Genomic DNA, 17,825 nt, shown 5'->3' with positions numbered 1-17,825 from the left:
TGACCCTCTCCCACGGGAGAGGGAACAAACACTAAAAACGGCAACAAGGTTGCCGTTTTGCTTTTATTTCGCTAACGCCTTCTCGTTCTTCGCTCTCAGCTTTTTCGCCCGACTCTCCAGCACCAGATAACACACCGTTGCCAGCGCCAGCGGCAGGAAGTAATACAGCATGCGGTACGCCAGCAGGGCGGCGATAATCGTTCCCTGAGAGACATGCTCCCCGGCCAGCAGGGCGATAAATACCGCTTCCAGCACGCCGATCCCCGCCGGAATATGCACAATCACGCCCGCAATACTGCTCACCAGCAGCACGCCCAGCACGAAGAAGTAATTGACGTCCTCGCCAATCAGCAGCCAGATAATCGCCCCCATCGCCATCCAGTTGGCGCTGGAGACGGCCATCTGCAGCACCGCAAACTTCCACGAGGGTAGCACCAGCTTTTGCCCTTTAATGGTCATATGACGGCGTCTGGCAAACGCGCACGCCCACAGATAAACGGCGATAATCAGCAGCAGTACGATGCCCAGAATGCGCAGCGTGGCCTCATCGATATACCAGTGCGCGGGCAGCTGCACCACGCCGATGGTGAAGATCACCCCGCCGAGCAAAATATAGCCCAGCCAGTTGGTGGTGATGCTTAACGAGAAAATTCGCGTGATGGTCCCGCCCGGCAGGCCGAGCCGCGAGTAGAGGCGATAGCGCATGCCGATGCCGCCGACCCAGGTGCTCAGCGTCAGGTTAAAGGCGTAGCAGATAAACGACACCAGCATAACCTGACGTTTGGCCAGCTTGTGGCCGCAGTAAGCACGGCCCAGCAGGTCATAGCAGCCGTACATCAGGTAGCTCACGATAACCAGCCCCACAGCGCCCAGCAGCACCATCCGGTTATAGTTGCGGATGACTTTCCACACCTCTTCCCAGTCAACTTTCTGCGCGTAGACCACCAGCAGAACCGCGACCGCAATAAAAAACAGCCAGGTCAGGATCTTTTTTGCCAGCCGCCAGCGCGGATGCGATTTCGACATCAGGGTTTGCCTCCGTCTTCCGCTTCAATACGGTCCTGGGTTTCCATTTCGGGTTGTACCGGCGGGTCCACCTGCGCAAGTTTAGGCGTATGCGCCGGCAGCCAGCCGACCATGGCCGGGAAATGGCGCAGAAAGTGGAACACCACCACGCTGATGCCCAGGTTCCACCAGGTACGTTTAGGGACCATGGACTCGTCCACGCGCACGCAGTCGTTAACGATTAGCGCCTGCAGGTTATCCCGCAGGGTCTGGTTAAACTGGCGATCGTGAATGATCAGGTTAGCCTCGAGATTGAGCGATAAGCTCAGCGGATCGAGATTGCTGGAACCCACGGTGGCCCAGTGATCGTCCATCAGCGCCACTTTGCCGTGCAGCGGTCGGCGGCGATATTCGTAGATCTGCACGCCGCCCTTCACCAGGTAGTTATACAGCAGGCGTGCGCCGACTTTGACGATAGGCATATCCGGCTCGCCCTGCACAATCAGCTTCACGCGAACCCCGCGTCGGGCCGCGTTGCGCATGGCGTGCAGAATACGGTAGCCGGGGAAGAAATAGGCATTGGCGATAATCACTTCGCGCTTCGCATTGGCCAGCATCTTCAGGTAGTGACGTTCAATATCGTCCCGATGCTCCTCGTTGTCCCGCCAGACAAACAGCGCCTGCGCTTCGCCGGGCTTCCGGTTCTCTTCCGGGCGATGGCGGCGTCTCCACCAGCGGCGAACGGCCTCTTTACCCGGCAGGTTCTCCAGCTCAAAGAGCAAAATGTCCTGCACCACCGGGCCTTCAATGCGAATGGCGTAGTCCTGCTTCGCCTCCGGGCCATAGTCGGACATATGCTCAGCGGAGTAGTTAATGCCGCCGACAAACGCCACCGTCTCATCCACCACCACAATTTTGCGGTGCATCCGGCGGAAAAGATTGGTACGCATGCCGAACAGGCGAGGGCCGGGATCGTAGTAGCGGAACACCACGCCCGCGGAGGTCAACTCATTGACAAACGCATCGCTGAGATCCGGCGAGCCATAGCCATCAAGCAATACTTCAATTTTGACGCCGCGCCGGGCGGCGCGCAGCAGCACGCCATGCAGCTGCTTGCCGACGTCGTCTTCGAACCAGATAAAGGTTTCGAGGATCACCTTCTGCTGTGCATGGTCAATCGCTTTAAACACGGCCGGATAATACTCGTCCCCATTGACCAGCAGCGTGATTCGGTTGCCTTCCTGCCAGGAACATTTCATAGGTGGATCTCCGCGCTGAGCGGGGCATGGTCGGAAAGATGTCGCCAGTTAAGGAGCGCCAGGGCGGTCGGGCTGCTGGCGTGGGCATTTTTCACGTAGATGCGGTCAAGCCGAAGCAGCGGGAAACGGACCGGGAAGGTGCGCGCAGGCCTGCCGTTGGCGCGAGTAAAAATCTCCTCCAGCCCGGCATCCACTTTCAACGGATGGTTTGCCCGCTGTCTCCAGTCGTTGAAATCGCCCGCTACCACCACCGGTTCACCTTCGGGAAGCGCGTTGGCCCATTCGGCCAGCATTTTCAGCTGCGCCTGACGATGGGCTTCGCGAAGGCCCAGATGAACACAGCCGACATGTACGGGTCGCTCGAGGTCGGGCGGGGTAATGCGGCAGTAAAGCAGGCCGCGTTTTTCGCTTTCCCCGACGGAAACGTCGCGGTTTTCGTAATGTTCAATGGGGTAGCGGGACAGCACCGCGTTTCCGTGATGTCCTTCCGGGTAGACCGCGTTGCGGCCGTAGGCGTAATCACTCCACATGGTGTCGGCCAGAAATTCATAGTGCGGCGTGTCGGGCCAGTTCTCAAAGTGGAGCGGATGCACTTCGTGTGCGCCCATCACCTCCTGCAGGCAGACAATATCCGCGCTGACGGTGCGAACCGCGTCGCGCAGCTCCGGTAAAATGAAGCGGCGATTAAATGCTGTGAAGCCCTTATGAATGTTTATCGTCAGCACCTTAAGCGAGAAATGCTGCATTTTTTGAGTCATAAGCTCCTTCCTGAGTGACTATCCCAATGAAAATAAAGTGTAGTCGGCGTCACAAAAAGATGCGGCGTTACGGAATTTTCCGTAAAGTGCGGTAGTCTGATTAAGCAGAGAAAAATCCTTCAGGAGAGAAGCCATGAAGTGGCAACAACGTGTTCGTGTCGCAACTGGCCTGAGTTGCTGGCAGATAATGTTGCATTTACTGGTCGTGGCCGTACTGGTGATGGGCTGGATGAGCGGCACGCTGGTGCGTGTTGGCCTGGGGCTATGCGTCCTTTATGGCGTCACCGTGCTGTCGATGCTGTTCTTACAGCGCCACCATGAAGCGCGCTGGCGCGAGGTGGGTGATGTGCTCGAAGAGCTCACCACCACCTGGTATTTTGGTGCGGCGATGATCGTGCTTTGGCTGCTGTCGCGCGTGCTGCAAAACAACCTGCTGCTGGCCCTGGCGGGTCTGGCTATCCTCGCAGGGCCTGCGGTCGTCTCGCTGCTGACCAAAGAGAAAAAGCTACGCAATGTTGCGTCTAAACATCGCGTACGCCACTGAGCCCGTCTGGCCGCTATGACCAGTAGCGGCCACAAACTTCCCCAGACAATATCCAGACTCGCATCCTTCAGATAGATTTGCTTGGTGATGTCCGTAAAGTGCCGAATCGGGTTTACCCACGTCAGATCCTGTAGCCATACCGGCATGTTCTCGACGGGTGAAACATACCCCGAGAGCAAAATCGCGGGCATCATAAAGACGAACACCCCGATAAACGCCTGCTGCTGCGTCGAGCAGAGCGCCGAGATCAGCAGTCCAAATCCCACCAGCGACAGCCCGTAAATCACCATCGTGAAGTAAAACAGCGCCAGCGAACCGGCGAATGGGATCTGGTAGGCCCAAATTCCTACCCCCAGCACGATGGTGGCCTGGAACGTCGCGACGATCAGCGCCGGGACCGCTTTGCCGACGAAAATTTGCCAGGTGGCGAGCGGAGAGACCAGCAGCTGGTCCAGCGTGCCCTGTTCGCGCTCGCGGGCGACGGAAAGGGAAGTCACGATCATCACCCCAATAGTGGTAATCATGGCGATCAGCGACGGCACCACGAACCACTTGTAGTCCAGGTTCGGGTTGTACCAGTTACGCACCACCAGCTCGCTGTTGTTGGGCTTCGGTTTGCCCTCCATCAGCTCCTGCTGGTAATCCTTCACCACCTGCTGCAGGTAGTTGGCCGCTATCTGGGCGCTGTTGGAGTTACGCCCGTCGAGGATCAGCTGCATCGGCGCGGTCTGGAAGGTATCCAGATTGCGGGAAAAATCCGCCGGGAACCGCACCAGCAGCAGCGCTTTTTGCGTGTCGATGGTGGGCTGGATCTCCTGCGGGCTTTTCAGCAGCAGGATATGGGTAAAGGCTTTCGCACGCGCAAAGCGCTGCGTCAGCTCGACGGAATGTTTGCCGTTATCTTCATTGTAAATGGCAATGGTGGCGTTGGTCACCTCAAGGGTGGCGGCAAACGGGAACAGTAAAACCTGGATCAGCACCGGCAAGACCAGAATGGCGCGGGTTTGCGGCTCGCGCAGCAGGGATTGCAGCTCTTTGCGTATCAACGTCCATAATCGGTGAAACATGTTCGCTCCTTAATCCAGTCGCCGTTTGGTTTTCATCCACGTCAGCCCAATAAACATCACCGCTGACGCCATTAAAAATAGCGTGTTGACGATCAGCACCACCGGAATATTCCCCGCCAGGAACAGGCTTTGCAGCGTGCTCACAAAGTAGCGCGCCGGAATAACATAGGTCACGGCGCGGATCACCGCAGGCATACTGTCTATCTGGAAGATAAACCCGGACAGCATAATCGACGGTAAAAAGGCGGCGTTGAGGGCCACCTGCGCGGCGTTGAACTGGTTGCGGGTGATGGTGGAGATGAGCAGCCCCATGCCCAGCGTGCTGAGTAAAAACAGGCTGGTGATAAAAAACAGCACCACCAGCGAGCCGCGATACGGCACGCCGAGGATAAAGACTGAGACAAGCATACAGAGCAGCATCGCCAGCATGCCGAGGAAGTAGTAGGGGATGAGCTTGCAGAGCAGCAGCTCGACGCGCGTCACTTCGGTAGAGAGCAGCGCCTCCATGGTCCCGCGCTCCCACTCGCGGGCGATCACCAGCGAGGTCAGGATCGCGCCAATCACCGTCATGATAATCGTCACCGCGCCCGGAATAATAAAGTGCTGACTGATGGCGGCGGGGTTAAACCAGTAGCGCGTCTGCACGTCGATCAGTGGTTTAAATTCTTCACCCCGGTCCTCCGCGCGCTGCATCTGCCAGAGCTGCCAGATCCCCTCCGCGTAGCCCTGCACAAAGTTGGCGGTGTTCGGCTCGCTGCCGTCGGTAATCACCTGGATCGGCGCGTCGGCATTCGCCCGCGCCATATTGGCGGCGAAATCCACCGGAATGACGATCAGGCCGCGAATTTTCCCGGCCTGCATTTTCTGGATCAACTCCTGCCTGTTATCGCTGATAGTGGCGTCAATATAGGGCGATCCGGTCATGGCATGAGTAAAGTCCAGCGCATCCTCACTCTGCTGCTCCAGCAAAATCCCGACCCGCAGCTTGCTGGAGTCCAGGTTAATGCCGTAGCCAAAGATAAACAGCAGCAGCAGGGGGATGACTACCGCAATCAGCCAGCTGCTGGGGTCACGCACGATCTGCCGCGTCTCTTTAATGCACAGCGCGCACACCCTGCGCCAGGAAATGGCATTACTGCGCATGGGCATTCTCCTTATCCCAGTCGTGGATGAGGGTGATAAACGCCTGCTCCATGGTCGGGTCCGGAACTTCATCATCGGCGGCCTGGTTTTTCAGGTCGTCCGGGGTTCCGTGGGCAATCAGCTTGCCGCGATACACCAGCCCGATGCGGTCGCAGTACTCCGCCTCGTCCATGAAGTGGGTGGTCACCATCACGGTCACCCCTTTTTCCACCATGCTGTTGATGTGCAGCCAGAACTCGCGGCGGGTAATGGGGTCAACGCCTGATGTTGGCTCATCAAGAAACAGAATATCCGGCTCGTGCATCAGCGAGCAGGCCAGCGCCAGCCGCTGCTTAAAGCCGAGCGGCAGCTCGTCGGTGGCGTGGGAGGCGATGTTGGTTAACGCGAAGGCGTCGCTCATGCGGCGGATTTTCTCGTTTTGCGCCCGCCCGCGCAGGCCGTACACGCCGGAGAAAAAGCGCAGATTCTGCTCGACCGTCAGGTTGCCATACAGCGAAAACTTTTGCGCCATATACCCGAGATGCTGGCGCGCCTTGCCGGAGCTGACCTTCAGGTCCATATCCAGCACCAGCGCCTTGCCGGACGTCGGCACCAGCAGGCCGCACATCATCTTAAAGGTGGTCGATTTTCCCGCGCCGTTCGGCCCGAGCAGGCCAAAAATCTCCCCGCGCTTCACCGCAAAGTTGACGTTGTCGGTGGCGGCGAATTCCCCGAACTTTTTGGTGAGGGATTTGGCTTCAATCACCGTTTCGCCCGGCGTGCCTTCCACCGTATGCAAAATGGCGGCAAGCGGCGACTCTGAGGTACCCGCGCCGCCCAGCAGGTCGATAAACGCGTCCTCAAAGCGCGGCGCGGTCTCTTCCATTTCGATCTCAGGCATGCCGGGCGCGCGGCGAATATCGTCGGCGGTGGCCTCTTTTTTGAGAATTACCCGTACCGAGCGGCCCTGGATCATCCCGTCGCTGACCTGCGGCAGCCTGAGCACCCGCTGCAGCAGCCTGCGGTTGGACTCCTGCGGGCTGTGCAGCAGGAAGCTGCGCCCGGCCATGCTCTGCGTCAGCGTCGTCGGCTCGCCCTGATAAAGCAGTTCGCCTTCGTTCATCAGCAGCACGTCCCGGCACTGTTCCGCTTCGTCGAGGTAGGAGGTGCTCCAGAGGATCAGCATCCCGTCGCCCGCCAGCTCGTGCACCATCTGCCACAGTTCACGGCGCGAAATCGGGTCTACGCCGACGCCGGGCTCGTCCAGCAGCAGCACCTTTGGCTCGCCGACCAGCGTGCAGGCTAGCCCCAGCTTCTGCTTCATCCCGCCGGAGAGCTTGCCCGCCAGCCGGTCGGTGAACGGGCCGAGGGAGGTAAACTCCAGCAGGCGAGCGAAGGTGTTTTGCCGCGTTTCGCCGGTGACGCTGCGCAGGTCGGCGTACAGGTTCAGGTTTTCCATCACCGTCAGGTCTTCATACAGGCCAAACTTCTGCGGCATATAGCCGAGCATGGCGTGGAGCGCACCGTCGTCTTTTATCGGGTCAAGACCGAGCACGCTGGCCGTGCCTTCATCCGGCTTGAGCAGCCCCGCCAGCATCCGCATCAGCGTGGTTTTCCCCGCGCCGTCCGGACCGACCAGCCCGGTCACGTAGCCTTTCTGGATGGTGCAATTCAGCGGAGCTACCGCAGGCTTGTCCATTCCCTTAAAGCGTTTGACCAGATTGTTGAGCTGGATAACCGCGTCATTCATGTCGTTCCCCGTCGCTGACTGTTACGGTTACGGGCATACCCTGACGCAGCGCGTCGTCCGCATCGGTCACGATGATGCGCAGGCGATACACGAGGTCGGTACGCAGGTCCGGTGTTTCAACTGTTTTCGGCGTGAATTCGGCGGTAGGGGAGACAAAGCCCACTTTGCCGTGATACGGCTTGTCCGGGCGACCGTCGGTATAGAGCAGCAGCTCGCGGCCCGGCTGCATCTGGCCGAGATTAGGCTCATCAACGTAGGCGCGTACCCAGACCGGGCGGGTCAGGGAGAGCGTTAAGACGGTGCTGCCCGCGCTGAGCATGCTGCCCGGCTCCACGGCGCGGGTCATCAGCATGCCGTCAGACGGCGCGATTAAGGTGGTGTCGTGCAGATCCAGCTCTGCCTGAGCCAGCTGCGCCTGCGCCTGTTCAAGGCTGGCTTTCGCCTGGGCGATATCCTGCGGGCGGTTACCGGTGTGGTACTGGCTTAATTTATCCTGCGCGGACTTCAGCGTGGCCTGCGCCTGGTCGCGGGACGAGCGCGCATTTTCCAGATCGTTGGCAGAAATAGTGCGGCTTTTCCACAATCCCTGCTGGCGCGCGTAGAAGTTCTGCGCGTAGTCATAGGCGGCTTGCGCCTGCTTAACGGCAGCGGCGGCCTGGGCGATCTCTTCGTCGCGATAGCCTGCCAGCATCAGGTCATACTGCGCCTGGGCGACGGACACGCCCGCTTTGGCCTGCAGCAGCGCATTCTCATAGGGCGCTTTATCCAGCATCCCCAGCGTCTGCCCGCTTTTAATGGCATCGCCTTCGTCCACGCTCAGCGAGGCGAGACGTCCGCCTACGCGGAAGCTCATGTTCACCGTGCGAATATCCACGTTACCGTACAGCGTCAGGCCTTTATCCTGATGGCTCTGATACCACAGCCATCCACCGACTCCGGCGGCAAGCAAAACAACAACCACCAGAATGATGGCGACAGGTTTTTTCATGACTTCAGGCTCCTTTGCGTTAAGCCTTGCAGGATCAGATCGACGTGACAGGCGATGACCTTGCTAATCTGCGCGGCTTTATCCTCATCAAATTGTGTCCAGCCGGTGCGTAACAGGATGGTTTCCCTGCCCAGACGGAAGGCAAGGATTTCACCCAGCAGGGCGTGGGTATGCAAAATTGTCTCGGTATCACTGGCATCCCGACCAGTATAGGCGGCGATCAGCCGGGTCAGGTGCGAGTGCATTGGCTCAATCACCCGATCGTGTACCCGCTGGTAGGCGACGGTCGGGGAGAGCTGCTCCCGGGAGATAAACTTGCTCAGGTTGAGCGTATCGTCGTGCGTCAGCAGGCGGATCATATCGTGGCAGGCATTGAGAATAAGCTGGCGAACGGCGGCGCGATCGGGCGACGGCTGGCCGAGCAGCGCGGTGGCTTCCTCAACGTGCGGGTGAAACTGCGCGCCGATAAAATCGGCGATCCACTCGGCGCAGGCGAGGTATAAATCCTCTTTTGAGCCAAAGTAGTAGGTAATCGCCGCAATGTTCTGCCCGGCCAGCGCGGCAATATCGCGCGTGGTTGCATGCAGTCCGTACTCAGCAAACTGCGCCAGCGCGGCGGCGATAAGCTGATTTTTGGCCTGTTCACCTTTAGTTGTTGTGGGTGTTGTATTCATGGCGGCATTAAGAATTAATCAATCGATTGATTAAGATTATGCCTGATTCCCGCTAACGTCGAGGGAACGCTGAGGGATATTTTATGCGCCACGTCACAAAAGCTGCTACACTCCGCTCCTTCGCGACATTGTGGTTTTTGTCCTCCCCTATTCGTTATATCTCCCTGAAAACTACACCTGTGATGGTCGGGGCGGTTCGGAGTTTTTATGTCTTTTGATTCCCTTGGCCTGAACCCGGAAATTCTGCGCGCGATCGCAGAGCAGGGCTACGTTGAGCCAACCCCAATCCAGCAGCAGGCGATCCCCGCCGTTCTTCAGGGCCGTGACCTGATGGCGAGCGCCCAGACCGGTACCGGCAAAACCGCCGGTTTTACCCTGCCGCTGCTGGAACTGCTGGTAAAAAACCAGCCGCACGCCAAAGGCCGTCGTCCTGTCCGCGCCCTGATCCTGACCCCAACCCGCGAGCTGGCGGCGCAGATTGGTGAGAACGTGCGTGACTATAGCCGCTATCTCAACATCCGCTCGCTGGTGGTTTTCGGTGGCGTCAGCATTAACCCGCAGATGATGAAGCTGCGTGGCGGCGTGGACGTGCTGATAGCAACGCCGGGCCGTCTGCTGGATCTCGAACACCAGAACGCGGTGAAGCTGGATAACATCGAAATTCTGGTGCTGGACGAAGCCGACCGCATGCTCGACATGGGCTTTATCCACGACATTCGCCGCGTGCTGGCCAAGCTGCCCGCGCGTCGTCAGAACCTGCTCTTCTCCGCGACCTTCTCCGACGAGATCAAGGCGCTGGCGGAAAAACTGCTGCATAACCCGCTGGAAGTGGAAGTGGCACGCCGCAACACCGCCTCCGAACAGGTGACGCAGCACGTTCACTTTGTGGATAAAAAGCGCAAGCGGGAACTGCTCTCCCAGATGATCGGTCAGGGCAACTGGCAGCAGGTGCTGGTCTTTACCCGCACCAAGCACGGCGCCAACCACCTGGCGGAACAGCTGAATAAAGACGGCATCCGCAGCGCGGCGATCCACGGTAACAAGAGCCAGGGCGCGCGTACCCGTGCGCTGGCGGACTTCAAATCCGGCGACATCCGCGTGCTGGTGGCGACCGACATCGCCGCCCGTGGCCTCGACATTGAAGAGCTGCCGCACGTGGTGAACTACGAGCTGCCAAACGTGCCGGAAGATTACGTTCACCGTATCGGCCGTACCGGCCGCGCGGCGGCAACCGGTGAAGCGCTCTCTCTGGTCTGCGTGGACGAGCACAAGCTGCTGCGCGACATCGAGCGCCTGCTGAAGAAAGAGATCCCGCGCATCGAAACCCCGGGTTACGAAGTGGACCCGTCCATCAAAGCCGAGCCGATTCAGAACGGTCGTCAGGGCGGCGGTGGACGTGGCCAGGGCGGCGGCGGTCGCGGTCAGCAGCCGCGTCGTGCCGAAGGCGGCGCGCCGAAATCATCCGGCAAACCGCCGCGTCGTAACAACGACAGCAAACCAGCGGGTGAAAACCCGTGGCGCAGCGGCGAAGGGAAACCGGCAGGAGAAGGGCAGCGTCGACGCCGCCCGCGCAAGCCTGCTAACCCGCAGTAATCTGGAAGCCCGGTCGTAAAGCCGGGCTTTTCTTTTTGCGGCAGCGAAGAGAAAGTGCCACAATAGTGGCTGTTTATACAGTATTTCAGGTTTTCCGATGGCTTTAACCGCTGCGCTCAAGGCGCAAATTGGCGCATGGTATAAGGCGCTACAACAGCAGATCCCCGATTTTATCCCCCGAGCGCCGCAGCGGCAGATGATTGCTGACGTGGCAAAAACGCTCGCCGGGGACGACGGGCGACATCTGGCGATTGAAGCCCCGACCGGCGTCGGGAAAACCTTGTCGTATCTCATTCCTGGCATCGCGATTGCGCGGGAAGAGGACAAAACGCTGGTGGTCAGCACCGCCAACGTGGCGCTGCAGGACCAGATCTTCAGCAAGGATTTACCCCTGCTGCGCAAAATCATCCCCGACCTGCGGTTTACGGCAGCCTTTGGGCGCGGGCGTTACGTGTGCCCGCGTAACCTGGCGGCGCTGGCCAGCAGCGAGCCGAATCAGCAGGATCTGCTCGCGTTTCTAGATGACGAGCTGACGCCAAACAATAAGGCCGAGCAGGAGCAGTGTGCAAAACTCAAAGTCGAGCTCGACGGCTATAAGTGGGACGGCCTGCGGGATCACACCAGCCAGGCCATCAGCGACGACCTGTGGCGCAGGCTCAGCACCGATAAAGCGAGCTGCCTGAACCGCAACTGTCACTACTACCGCGAGTGCCCGTTCTTTGTCGCCCGGCGTGAGATCCAGGAGGCGGAGGTAGTGGTCGCAAACCACGCGCTGGTGATGGCGGCGCTCGAGAGCGAAGCGGTGCTGCCGGAGCCCAAAAACCTGCTGCTGGTGCTCGACGAAGGCCACCATCTGCCGGACGTGGCGCGGGATGCGCTGGAGATGAGCGCCGAAATCACCGCTCCGTGGTTCCGCCTGCAGCTGGATCTCTTCTGCAAGCTGGTAGCGACCTGCATGGAGCAGTTCCGCCCGAAAACCACGCCGCCGCTGGCGGTGCCGGAGCGGCTGAGCGACCACTGTGAAGAGATCTATAGCCTCATCTCATCCCTGAACAACATCCTGAATCTTTATCTTCCGGCAGCCCAGGAAGCCGAACACCGCTTTGCGATGGGGGAGCTACCGGAAGAGGTGATGGAGATCTGCCAGCAGCTGGCGAAACATCTGGAAAAGCTGCGCGGGCTGGCGGAGATGTTCTTAAACGATCTCAGCGAGAAAACCGGCTCGCATGACGTGGTGCGTCTGCACCGCGTTCTGCTGCAGATGAACCGCGCGCTGGGGATGTTCGAAGCGCAGAGTAAGCTCTGGCGGCTGGCCTCGATGGCGCAGGCGTCCGGCGCGCCGGTCACCAAATGGGCCACCCGCGACGTGCGCGACGGGCAGGTGCACCTCTTTTTCCACTGCGTGGGCATCCGGGTGGCAGATCAGCTGGAAAAGCTGATCTGGCGCAGCGTGCCGCACGTGGTTGTCACCTCTGCCACGCTGCGTTCCCTGAACAGTTTCTCAAGGCTGCAGGAGATGAGCGGGCTAAAAGAGAAAGCGGGCGACCGTTTCGTGGCGCTGGACTCGCCGTTTAACCACTGCGAGCAGGGCAAGCTGGTCATTCCGCGCATGAAATTCGAGCCGCTCATCGACAACGAAGAGCAGCACATCGCGGAAATGGCGGCCTACTTCCGCGAGCAGGTCGAGAGTAAAAAGTACCCCGGTATGCTGGTGCTGTTTGCCAGCGGGCGGGCAATGCAGCGTTTCCTCGAACACGTCACCGATCTGCGTTTACTCCTGCTGGTGCAGGGGGATCAGCCGCGCTACCGGCTGGTGGAAACCCACCGTAAGCGCATTGATAACGGCGAGCGCAGCGTGCTGGTGGGGCTGCAGTCGTTTGCTGAAGGCCTGGATTTGAAAGGCGACTACCTGACGCAGGTGCATATCCATAAAATCGCCTTCCCGCCCATCGACAGCCCGGTGGTGATCACCGAGGGGGAATGGCTGAAAAGCCTCAACCGCTATCCGTTTGAAGTGCAGAGTTTGCCTGCGGCGTCGTTTAACCTGATTCAGCAGGTTGGGCGCTTGATTCGTAGCCACGGCTGCTGGGGCGAGGTGGTGATTTATGACAAACGTCTGCTCACCAAAAATTACGGCCAACGGCTCCTGAACGCGCTGCCGATCTTCCCGATCGAACAGCCGGAGGTGCCTGAGGTAAAAAAACGCCCGGCAACATTGACTTCCGGGCGTAAGAAAAGCCTCCGTGCTAAGGGGCGCGGTCCTACTGGTAAATGAAGGTCACCTGCACCACGCTGCTGAACGTTCCTGCCGTGACCGGCAATGAGGTGGCGTAATAGCGGGCGGCCAGCGGGAAATCCGCCGTGTGATTGTCCTGGTTGATCAACACGCTGAAGCTGGCGTCCGGGGCAAGCGAGATCTGATCCTGCGGGTCGGCAAGCTCCAGCGCCAGTCCTTTCGCGGTTCCGGTGCTGGCGAATTTAGTCGGATGAATACTGTCTGGCTGACCGTGAAAGGTGGCCGTGGCCAGCACGGAAGTGGTTGGACATTTCGACAGGGTTAAGTCGAATGAATTCCATTGTCCGGTATCGCCCACGTCCTTAAAATCGCCGGTATTCGCTTTGCCCAGATTGACCGTCAGGTTCTGGCTGGTGCTGTCTACCTGGCAGGCGTTGGCGTAAATGTTTCCGCGAATATCGAGCTGAATCTCTTCCGCCAGGCTCTGGCTGGCCACTCCAAGGAGTAAAAGGGCTAATAAGGTTTTCATTTGTAGGCCACCGTAATGGTTGCGACGGCATTCGCCGTTCCGGGCGTCACCTCCGAACTGGTTTGTTGGTAAGAGACGCTGAAGGGATATTGCGAGCGGATATTGGCATAGGCGGTAAAGGTATCCATATATTGCCCGAAAACAGGTATCTGACCGTTAAAGAGCATTCTCACCCCCACGCCGGTCGCCACGCCGTTTTCCGGCGTTAATTTGATCACGCCAGGAAAATTCGTTTCATAGCCATTGGCACTGGTGACCATCATTTCCGGCTGTACATCCTGATCGCAGAGCATGTCGATATTGAATACCGACTGGGAGACCAGGGTTCCCGGACCGGTAAAACGGCTCACCGGAAAATCCCCCAGCGTGACGGTCAGAGACTTGGGTGATACGGTGCAGGTGACTGCTTTAACCACCACGTTACCTGAGTAGGAGAGGGTGTTTGGATAACTTAAGCTTTCTACTTGCTCAACACCAAAGCCAAATTGTGTATTACTGGATGTGAGTGTACCGGCGGTTACCACCTCGCTGGTTTTCACCAGTTCCAGCGAGACGTCGAAGCTAAACGCAAATGAACCATCGCTACCCGTCGAATCAGACACCTGACCCACGGAAGACTTAGTTGTGCAGATTTGGTCTGCTGCTCCCATCACACGCTCCCCTTTACTGTTTCGGAGCGACACGCCGATCCCGGCAACACCCGACTCATAAACACCAGGGATATTGGGAGTCTCTCTACCCAGGCCGTGGTAACAGGCAATGATCTGACGGCCTGCGTCTTCGGCTGTATAGCAGCCCCCCGCGATGTGAGCCGAACGTTCCGTTCCCGGGATGGTCTCTCCCACGGGAAGGCTGGTAGGTACTGAAATAGACGATAACGATAGCAGCGCTGGTAAATTTGGTGAGACACAGTTGGCCTTTGCGTGCGGCATAAAGAGTGCTGCCGTCGCCAGAACTAAAAGTAAGAAAAACGATTTTGCTATCTGCATTATGATCGGTCCGGTGTTAATCAGTGACACTGCGCGGCAGCGTTAATAATGTTGGTGTCATCCTTCTCTTGCGTCAGGGCGTAATCGGCGACGCAATGTTCGCTCGCCTCCTTGCCCCAGGAAACGAAAAGGCGTCCTTGCTGCGGCAGTCCGGTGAGATACACCAGGCCGTCGTTACCGACGATAAATTCGCTGCTCTTGTCTTCCGTGGTGACCGTTGCGCCAAAGGGCAGCGGTTTGTCTTTCCAGGCCAGCGTCATTAAGACGCGGTTGCCCACGCGAGTATCGAAGCTGGCGCGAACTATCGCGCCGCGCGTTGGTGTTACCGTCTGCGAGGCGTGTGTCACGTCGGCATCGTCTGGCAGCGTCTCGGTATCCAGCGAAATTGGGTTGTGACGCCACGGAGTGACAAAGGGCACCAGCGTATAGCCGCGATAGTCCGTTTCCACGCCCGTCTGGTTAGTAACGTGCGTGCCGTGCGTTCCCGGCGCTTTAATCAGCACCACGGTTTCGCCCAGGGTCTGACCGAAGGTGACGCCGTCAGAGTGGGCGACGATGCCGCCCTGGATCCCGGCGTTCACGGTGTACTGATGGCTGTCCTGGCTTACGCCGCCGCGCACTTCACCGTAGGTGCCTTTGTAATCCGCATTCATACTGGTGGAGGTGTTGTTATTAGCGCTGTCCAGTCCCTGCTGAACGTTCCAGCTCAGCTTGTCTCCCTCCAGCGCGGTACCATTCAGGCCCAGGTTGTGGGTGGTGCCGTCTTTACCGTTGTTCAGGCTGTAGTTTGCCCAGGTGTTAGGCAGCCAGCGGTCGAGCGGAACCGACACGTTAAGGCCGATTTGTCGGTCATAGCTGATGGATTTACCGTCTTCGTCCGTGTCGTCGCTGTTTTTATTGATGCTGTAGCTCAGGCTATAGCTCACGCCGTGCCAGCTATTGTTGTAGTTAACGCTCAGGGAGGTCATATCCTGATGCTGGCTCCAGTAACTCTCTTTCACCAGGCTTAGCGTCACCGAACCCCACTTTTCGCCCAGCGTCTGGTCGACGGTGGCCTCCGCCCGTGCGCGGCGCTGCTGTGGAGCGGACCAGTCGTTTGCACTGGTCCAGGACTCCATGGTGTCCTGCAGGGTGTAAAAGCCTTTGCTGTTGTAGCGATAACCCGCCAGCGAAAAGTGAGTGCCGGTCGCGATAAAATTTTTGCTGTAGCGCAGACGAAGGGATTGCCCATTGCTGGTTTTGCGCTTTTTCAGTAACGCTTTGGCGCGGGTAACGTCTACGGAGAACGCGCCGAGGTCTCCAACGTTTTTCCCTGCGCCGAGCGCGGCGGAGTGGTAATGCGAACTCTGCTGCGTACCGCCGTAAACGGTGACGCCGTGTGGCAGGCCATAGATGGCGCTGCCCTGGGCGAAAGGGGTCTTCTCAACCTCTTTATCGTATGAACGATAGCGCCCTGCAGCGACGCTGTACTTGAGGTGTTTTTCCCGCTGCAGCACCGGCACGGAGGCAAACGGCACCACGAAGTGACTCTCGCTGCCGTCGGTCTCTTTTACCGTGACGTTCAGATCGCCGCTGCTGCCGGTGGGGTAGAGATCGTTAATCTCAAACGCGCCGGGGGCGACGGTGTTTTGGTAGATAACGTAGCCATTCTGGCGAACCACCACCTGGGCGTTACTGTGCGCCGTACCGCGTACCACCGGGGCATACCCGCGCTCGCTGTCCGGCAGCATGTCGCTTTCGGTAGCCAGCTGTGCGCCAGTGTAAGAGACACTGTCGAAAACGTCGGCCTGGGTGCTGCTCTGTCCCACGGTCAGCTCGCTCTTCAGCCCCACGATATCGCGCTGGGCATAGGTATAGACCGGGGTCAGCTTGCCGTCGCCCTGACCGCCATCCGAATTGTGGTTCCAGGTGCTGTAATTTCGCACGCGCCAGGCACCGGTGTTAAAACCGGGGCGCAGGTTAATAAACTGGCTGCTGTTGTCCGCTTTCCCATGCTGGCGGGCGTGGCTTTGGCTGGCGTTAACGCTATAGTTCAGGATGCCCGCGGTGATCCCTTCGTCATACTCTTTCGGATCGATATAGCCGCGAGGCACCTGGCCCAGCGCCGACTGGGGAATACTCAGCAGTAGTTGCTGGTTTTTGATACGGAAAGTCGCCGAGGCCGAAGGGATGGCGCTGAGATCCGCGCATTCCCCTTTTGCCGCCAGCTTTGGATAATCTTTGGTTTTGATGCCCAGATGCGTTAATTCATCCAGACTCAGGCAGGGCTGCAGGGAATCATCTCCCAGCGCATCTTTTTGTAATGTAAAAAGGACGTCACGGGTGTCGATTTTATTGTTATTGACGAACATCGCGACCTGATATTTACCCGGCGCCTGACCGGGACCATTTTCATAAACAGAGAGATCGGTCTTTGCCTGCTCTGGATTATCAATATCCAGCAGGGCAGGGTTAAAATAATCATCAGCGTGGGCCTGGAGCGCGCAGCATGTCACCGCTATCCCACAAAAAGTGGGCAGCATTTCACGCAGTCGACGTAATAGCGGCTTAGTTGTGCTGTACATGATTATCCAGGCGTTGAATAGAGTATTAACGAACGGATGCAGACCAGGTTTTACTGATGCTTCCGTAATCGTTAATGACCGACCAGCTTACGGTGTTACCGTTCATATTTGCCGGAAGGGCAAAGCGGGTAGAGGTATCTGGCACAGCCCAGGTAGCTTTTGCCACTTTTTGGCCGTTCAGCGTTACGCTCTGGAAATTCATATAGAAAGGCGTAGGGTTGTTTACCACCAGATCATTGCCTTCGCGGTGCCATTCCAGTTTATCTGCCACTTCTTCGGGTTTGCCTTTAATCGATGCAGGGCGATACAGCAATTTAATACGTGTATTAATGGCTATTTGTAATGTATTAACGCCCTCTTCATGGCTTGAAGAAGGAATGGCTTTAATATTTAACCAGTACAACGACTCACGATCTTCTGGCATATTTCCGCCGGTGCGCACCACGCGCAGCACGTTATCTTCTTTAGCGTTCAGACGGAACAGAGGCGGGGTAATCAGAAATGGCGCTTTACCGCCTTTTTTCAAACCGGTATCCACCCAGGACTGTACCAGATAGTTAATATCATCCGGATTGGAAATCCCAATCGAAGACTCTTTTTTCTCTCCCTGATAAACCAGTCGGGTGCCATTAATAATCACACCTGCATGGGCTGTTACTGCGGTCAGTAAAAGTGCGCTTAATAAATAACTGTGTCGCATAAATCTGTCTCAAAGAAAGAGGAGATATTAACCTTCGCGTGAAGGCG

The 17,825-nt window shown here is 58.1% G+C and carries 14 protein-coding genes and 1 pseudogene; 3 read left to right on the top strand and 12 right to left on the bottom strand.

The window, feature by feature from the left end; all coding sequences use genetic code 11:
• Window positions 1–63 precede the first annotated feature (63 nt).
• Genes ACZ6J2_RS09965 through ACZ6J2_RS09955 form a run of 3 tightly spaced genes read right to left on the bottom strand, consistent with a single transcriptional unit; the run spans window position 64 to window position 3,022 of the window.
• A complete protein-coding gene (locus tag ACZ6J2_RS09965; RefSeq protein WP_033144983.1) occupies window positions 64–1,026 on the bottom strand; it encodes a lysylphosphatidylglycerol synthase domain-containing protein in 963 nt (320 codons plus the stop codon).
• Window positions 1,026–2,264, bottom strand: a complete 1,239-nt coding sequence (clsB, locus tag ACZ6J2_RS09960) for a cardiolipin synthase ClsB (RefSeq protein WP_471725626.1) — start codon at window positions 2,262–2,264, stop codon at window positions 1,026–1,028. Before clsB ends, ACZ6J2_RS09965 begins: the two co-directional genes overlap by 1 nt.
• Complete coding sequence (locus ACZ6J2_RS09955; RefSeq protein ID WP_023334979.1) at window positions 2,261–3,022, bottom strand: endonuclease/exonuclease/phosphatase family protein; 762 nt, start codon at window positions 3,020–3,022, stop codon at window positions 2,261–2,263. The genes clsB and ACZ6J2_RS09955 overlap by 4 nt, the downstream gene beginning before the upstream one ends.
• Before the next feature lie 133 nt (window positions 3,023–3,155).
• Here ACZ6J2_RS09955 and ACZ6J2_RS09950 point away from each other — a divergent pair, with 133 nt between their 5' ends.
• Window positions 3,156–3,566 carry a YbhQ family protein gene (locus ACZ6J2_RS09950; RefSeq protein WP_014883088.1) on the top strand — a complete coding sequence of 137 codons (411 nt, stop codon included), beginning with the start codon at window positions 3,156–3,158 and terminating at the stop codon, window positions 3,564–3,566.
• Here the strand turns inward: ACZ6J2_RS09950 and ACZ6J2_RS09945 are convergent.
• From ACZ6J2_RS09945 to cecR, 5 genes and pseudogenes are all read right to left on the bottom strand, one after another.
• Window positions 3,528–4,633, bottom strand: a pseudogene (locus tag ACZ6J2_RS09945) (ABC transporter permease). The gene ACZ6J2_RS09950 and the pseudogene ACZ6J2_RS09945 overlap by 39 nt on opposite strands.
• 9 nt (window positions 4,634–4,642) lie before the next feature.
• On the bottom strand, window positions 4,643–5,776 hold the full coding sequence (locus ACZ6J2_RS09940) for an ABC transporter permease (RefSeq protein ID WP_471725625.1): 1,134 nt from the start codon (window positions 5,774–5,776) through the stop codon (window positions 4,643–4,645).
• The gene (locus ACZ6J2_RS09935; RefSeq protein WP_471725624.1) at window positions 5,766–7,505 is read right to left on the bottom strand and encodes an ATP-binding cassette domain-containing protein; all 1,740 of its coding nucleotides are present in this window, start codon (window positions 7,503–7,505) and stop codon (window positions 5,766–5,768) included. Before ACZ6J2_RS09935 ends, ACZ6J2_RS09940 begins: the two co-directional genes overlap by 11 nt.
• Complete coding sequence (gene hlyD / locus ACZ6J2_RS09930; RefSeq protein WP_471725623.1) at window positions 7,498–8,493, bottom strand: secretion protein HlyD; 996 nt, start codon at window positions 8,491–8,493, stop codon at window positions 7,498–7,500. The genes ACZ6J2_RS09935 and hlyD overlap by 8 nt, the downstream gene beginning before the upstream one ends.
• Complete coding sequence (gene cecR / locus ACZ6J2_RS09925) at window positions 8,490–9,167, bottom strand: transcriptional regulator CecR (protein WP_471725621.1); 678 nt, start codon at window positions 9,165–9,167, stop codon at window positions 8,490–8,492. The genes hlyD and cecR overlap by 4 nt, the downstream gene beginning before the upstream one ends.
• Window positions 9,168–9,374: 207 nt before the next feature.
• On the opposite strand from cecR, the gene rhlE reads away from it, so the two are divergent.
• Both rhlE and dinG read left to right on the top strand, forming a co-directional pair.
• Window positions 9,375–10,760, top strand: coding sequence for an ATP-dependent RNA helicase RhlE (gene rhlE / locus ACZ6J2_RS09920; RefSeq protein ID WP_059446389.1), 1,386 nt, complete (start codon window positions 9,375–9,377; stop codon window positions 10,758–10,760).
• A 97-nt stretch (window positions 10,761–10,857) separates the two neighbouring features.
• The gene (gene dinG, locus ACZ6J2_RS09915) at window positions 10,858–13,035 is read left to right on the top strand and encodes an ATP-dependent DNA helicase DinG (protein WP_471725619.1); all 2,178 of its coding nucleotides are present in this window, start codon (window positions 10,858–10,860) and stop codon (window positions 13,033–13,035) included.
• On the opposite strand, the gene ACZ6J2_RS09910 is transcribed toward dinG, so the two are convergent.
• The 4 genes from ACZ6J2_RS09910 to ACZ6J2_RS09895 are packed head-to-tail and all read right to left on the bottom strand — an operon-like array spanning window position 13,022 to window position 17,778.
• The gene (locus tag ACZ6J2_RS09910) at window positions 13,022–13,525 is read right to left on the bottom strand and encodes a fimbrial protein (protein ID WP_063442302.1); all 504 of its coding nucleotides are present in this window, start codon (window positions 13,523–13,525) and stop codon (window positions 13,022–13,024) included. The two genes, dinG and ACZ6J2_RS09910, sit on opposite strands and share 14 nt — an antisense overlap.
• Window positions 13,522–14,514: a fimbrial protein gene (locus ACZ6J2_RS09905; protein ID WP_471725616.1), complete on the bottom strand. Its 993-nt coding sequence runs from the start codon at window positions 14,512–14,514 to the stop codon at window positions 13,522–13,524. Before ACZ6J2_RS09905 ends, ACZ6J2_RS09910 begins: the two co-directional genes overlap by 4 nt.
• A gap of 20 nt (window positions 14,515–14,534) precedes the next feature.
• Complete coding sequence (locus tag ACZ6J2_RS09900) at window positions 14,535–17,078, bottom strand: fimbria/pilus outer membrane usher protein (RefSeq protein ID WP_471725614.1); 2,544 nt, start codon at window positions 17,076–17,078, stop codon at window positions 14,535–14,537.
• A 25-nt stretch (window positions 17,079–17,103) separates the two neighbouring features.
• Window positions 17,104–17,778, bottom strand: a complete 675-nt coding sequence (locus tag ACZ6J2_RS09895) for a fimbrial biogenesis chaperone (RefSeq protein WP_471725612.1) — start codon at window positions 17,776–17,778, stop codon at window positions 17,104–17,106.
• Window positions 17,779–17,825 lie beyond the last annotated feature (47 nt).

Source organism: Enterobacter sp. E14S (genome assembly GCF_055666685.1).
The sequence above is the reverse complement of the archived record's forward strand: the minus strand, read 5'-3'. Positions and strand labels throughout refer to the sequence as shown.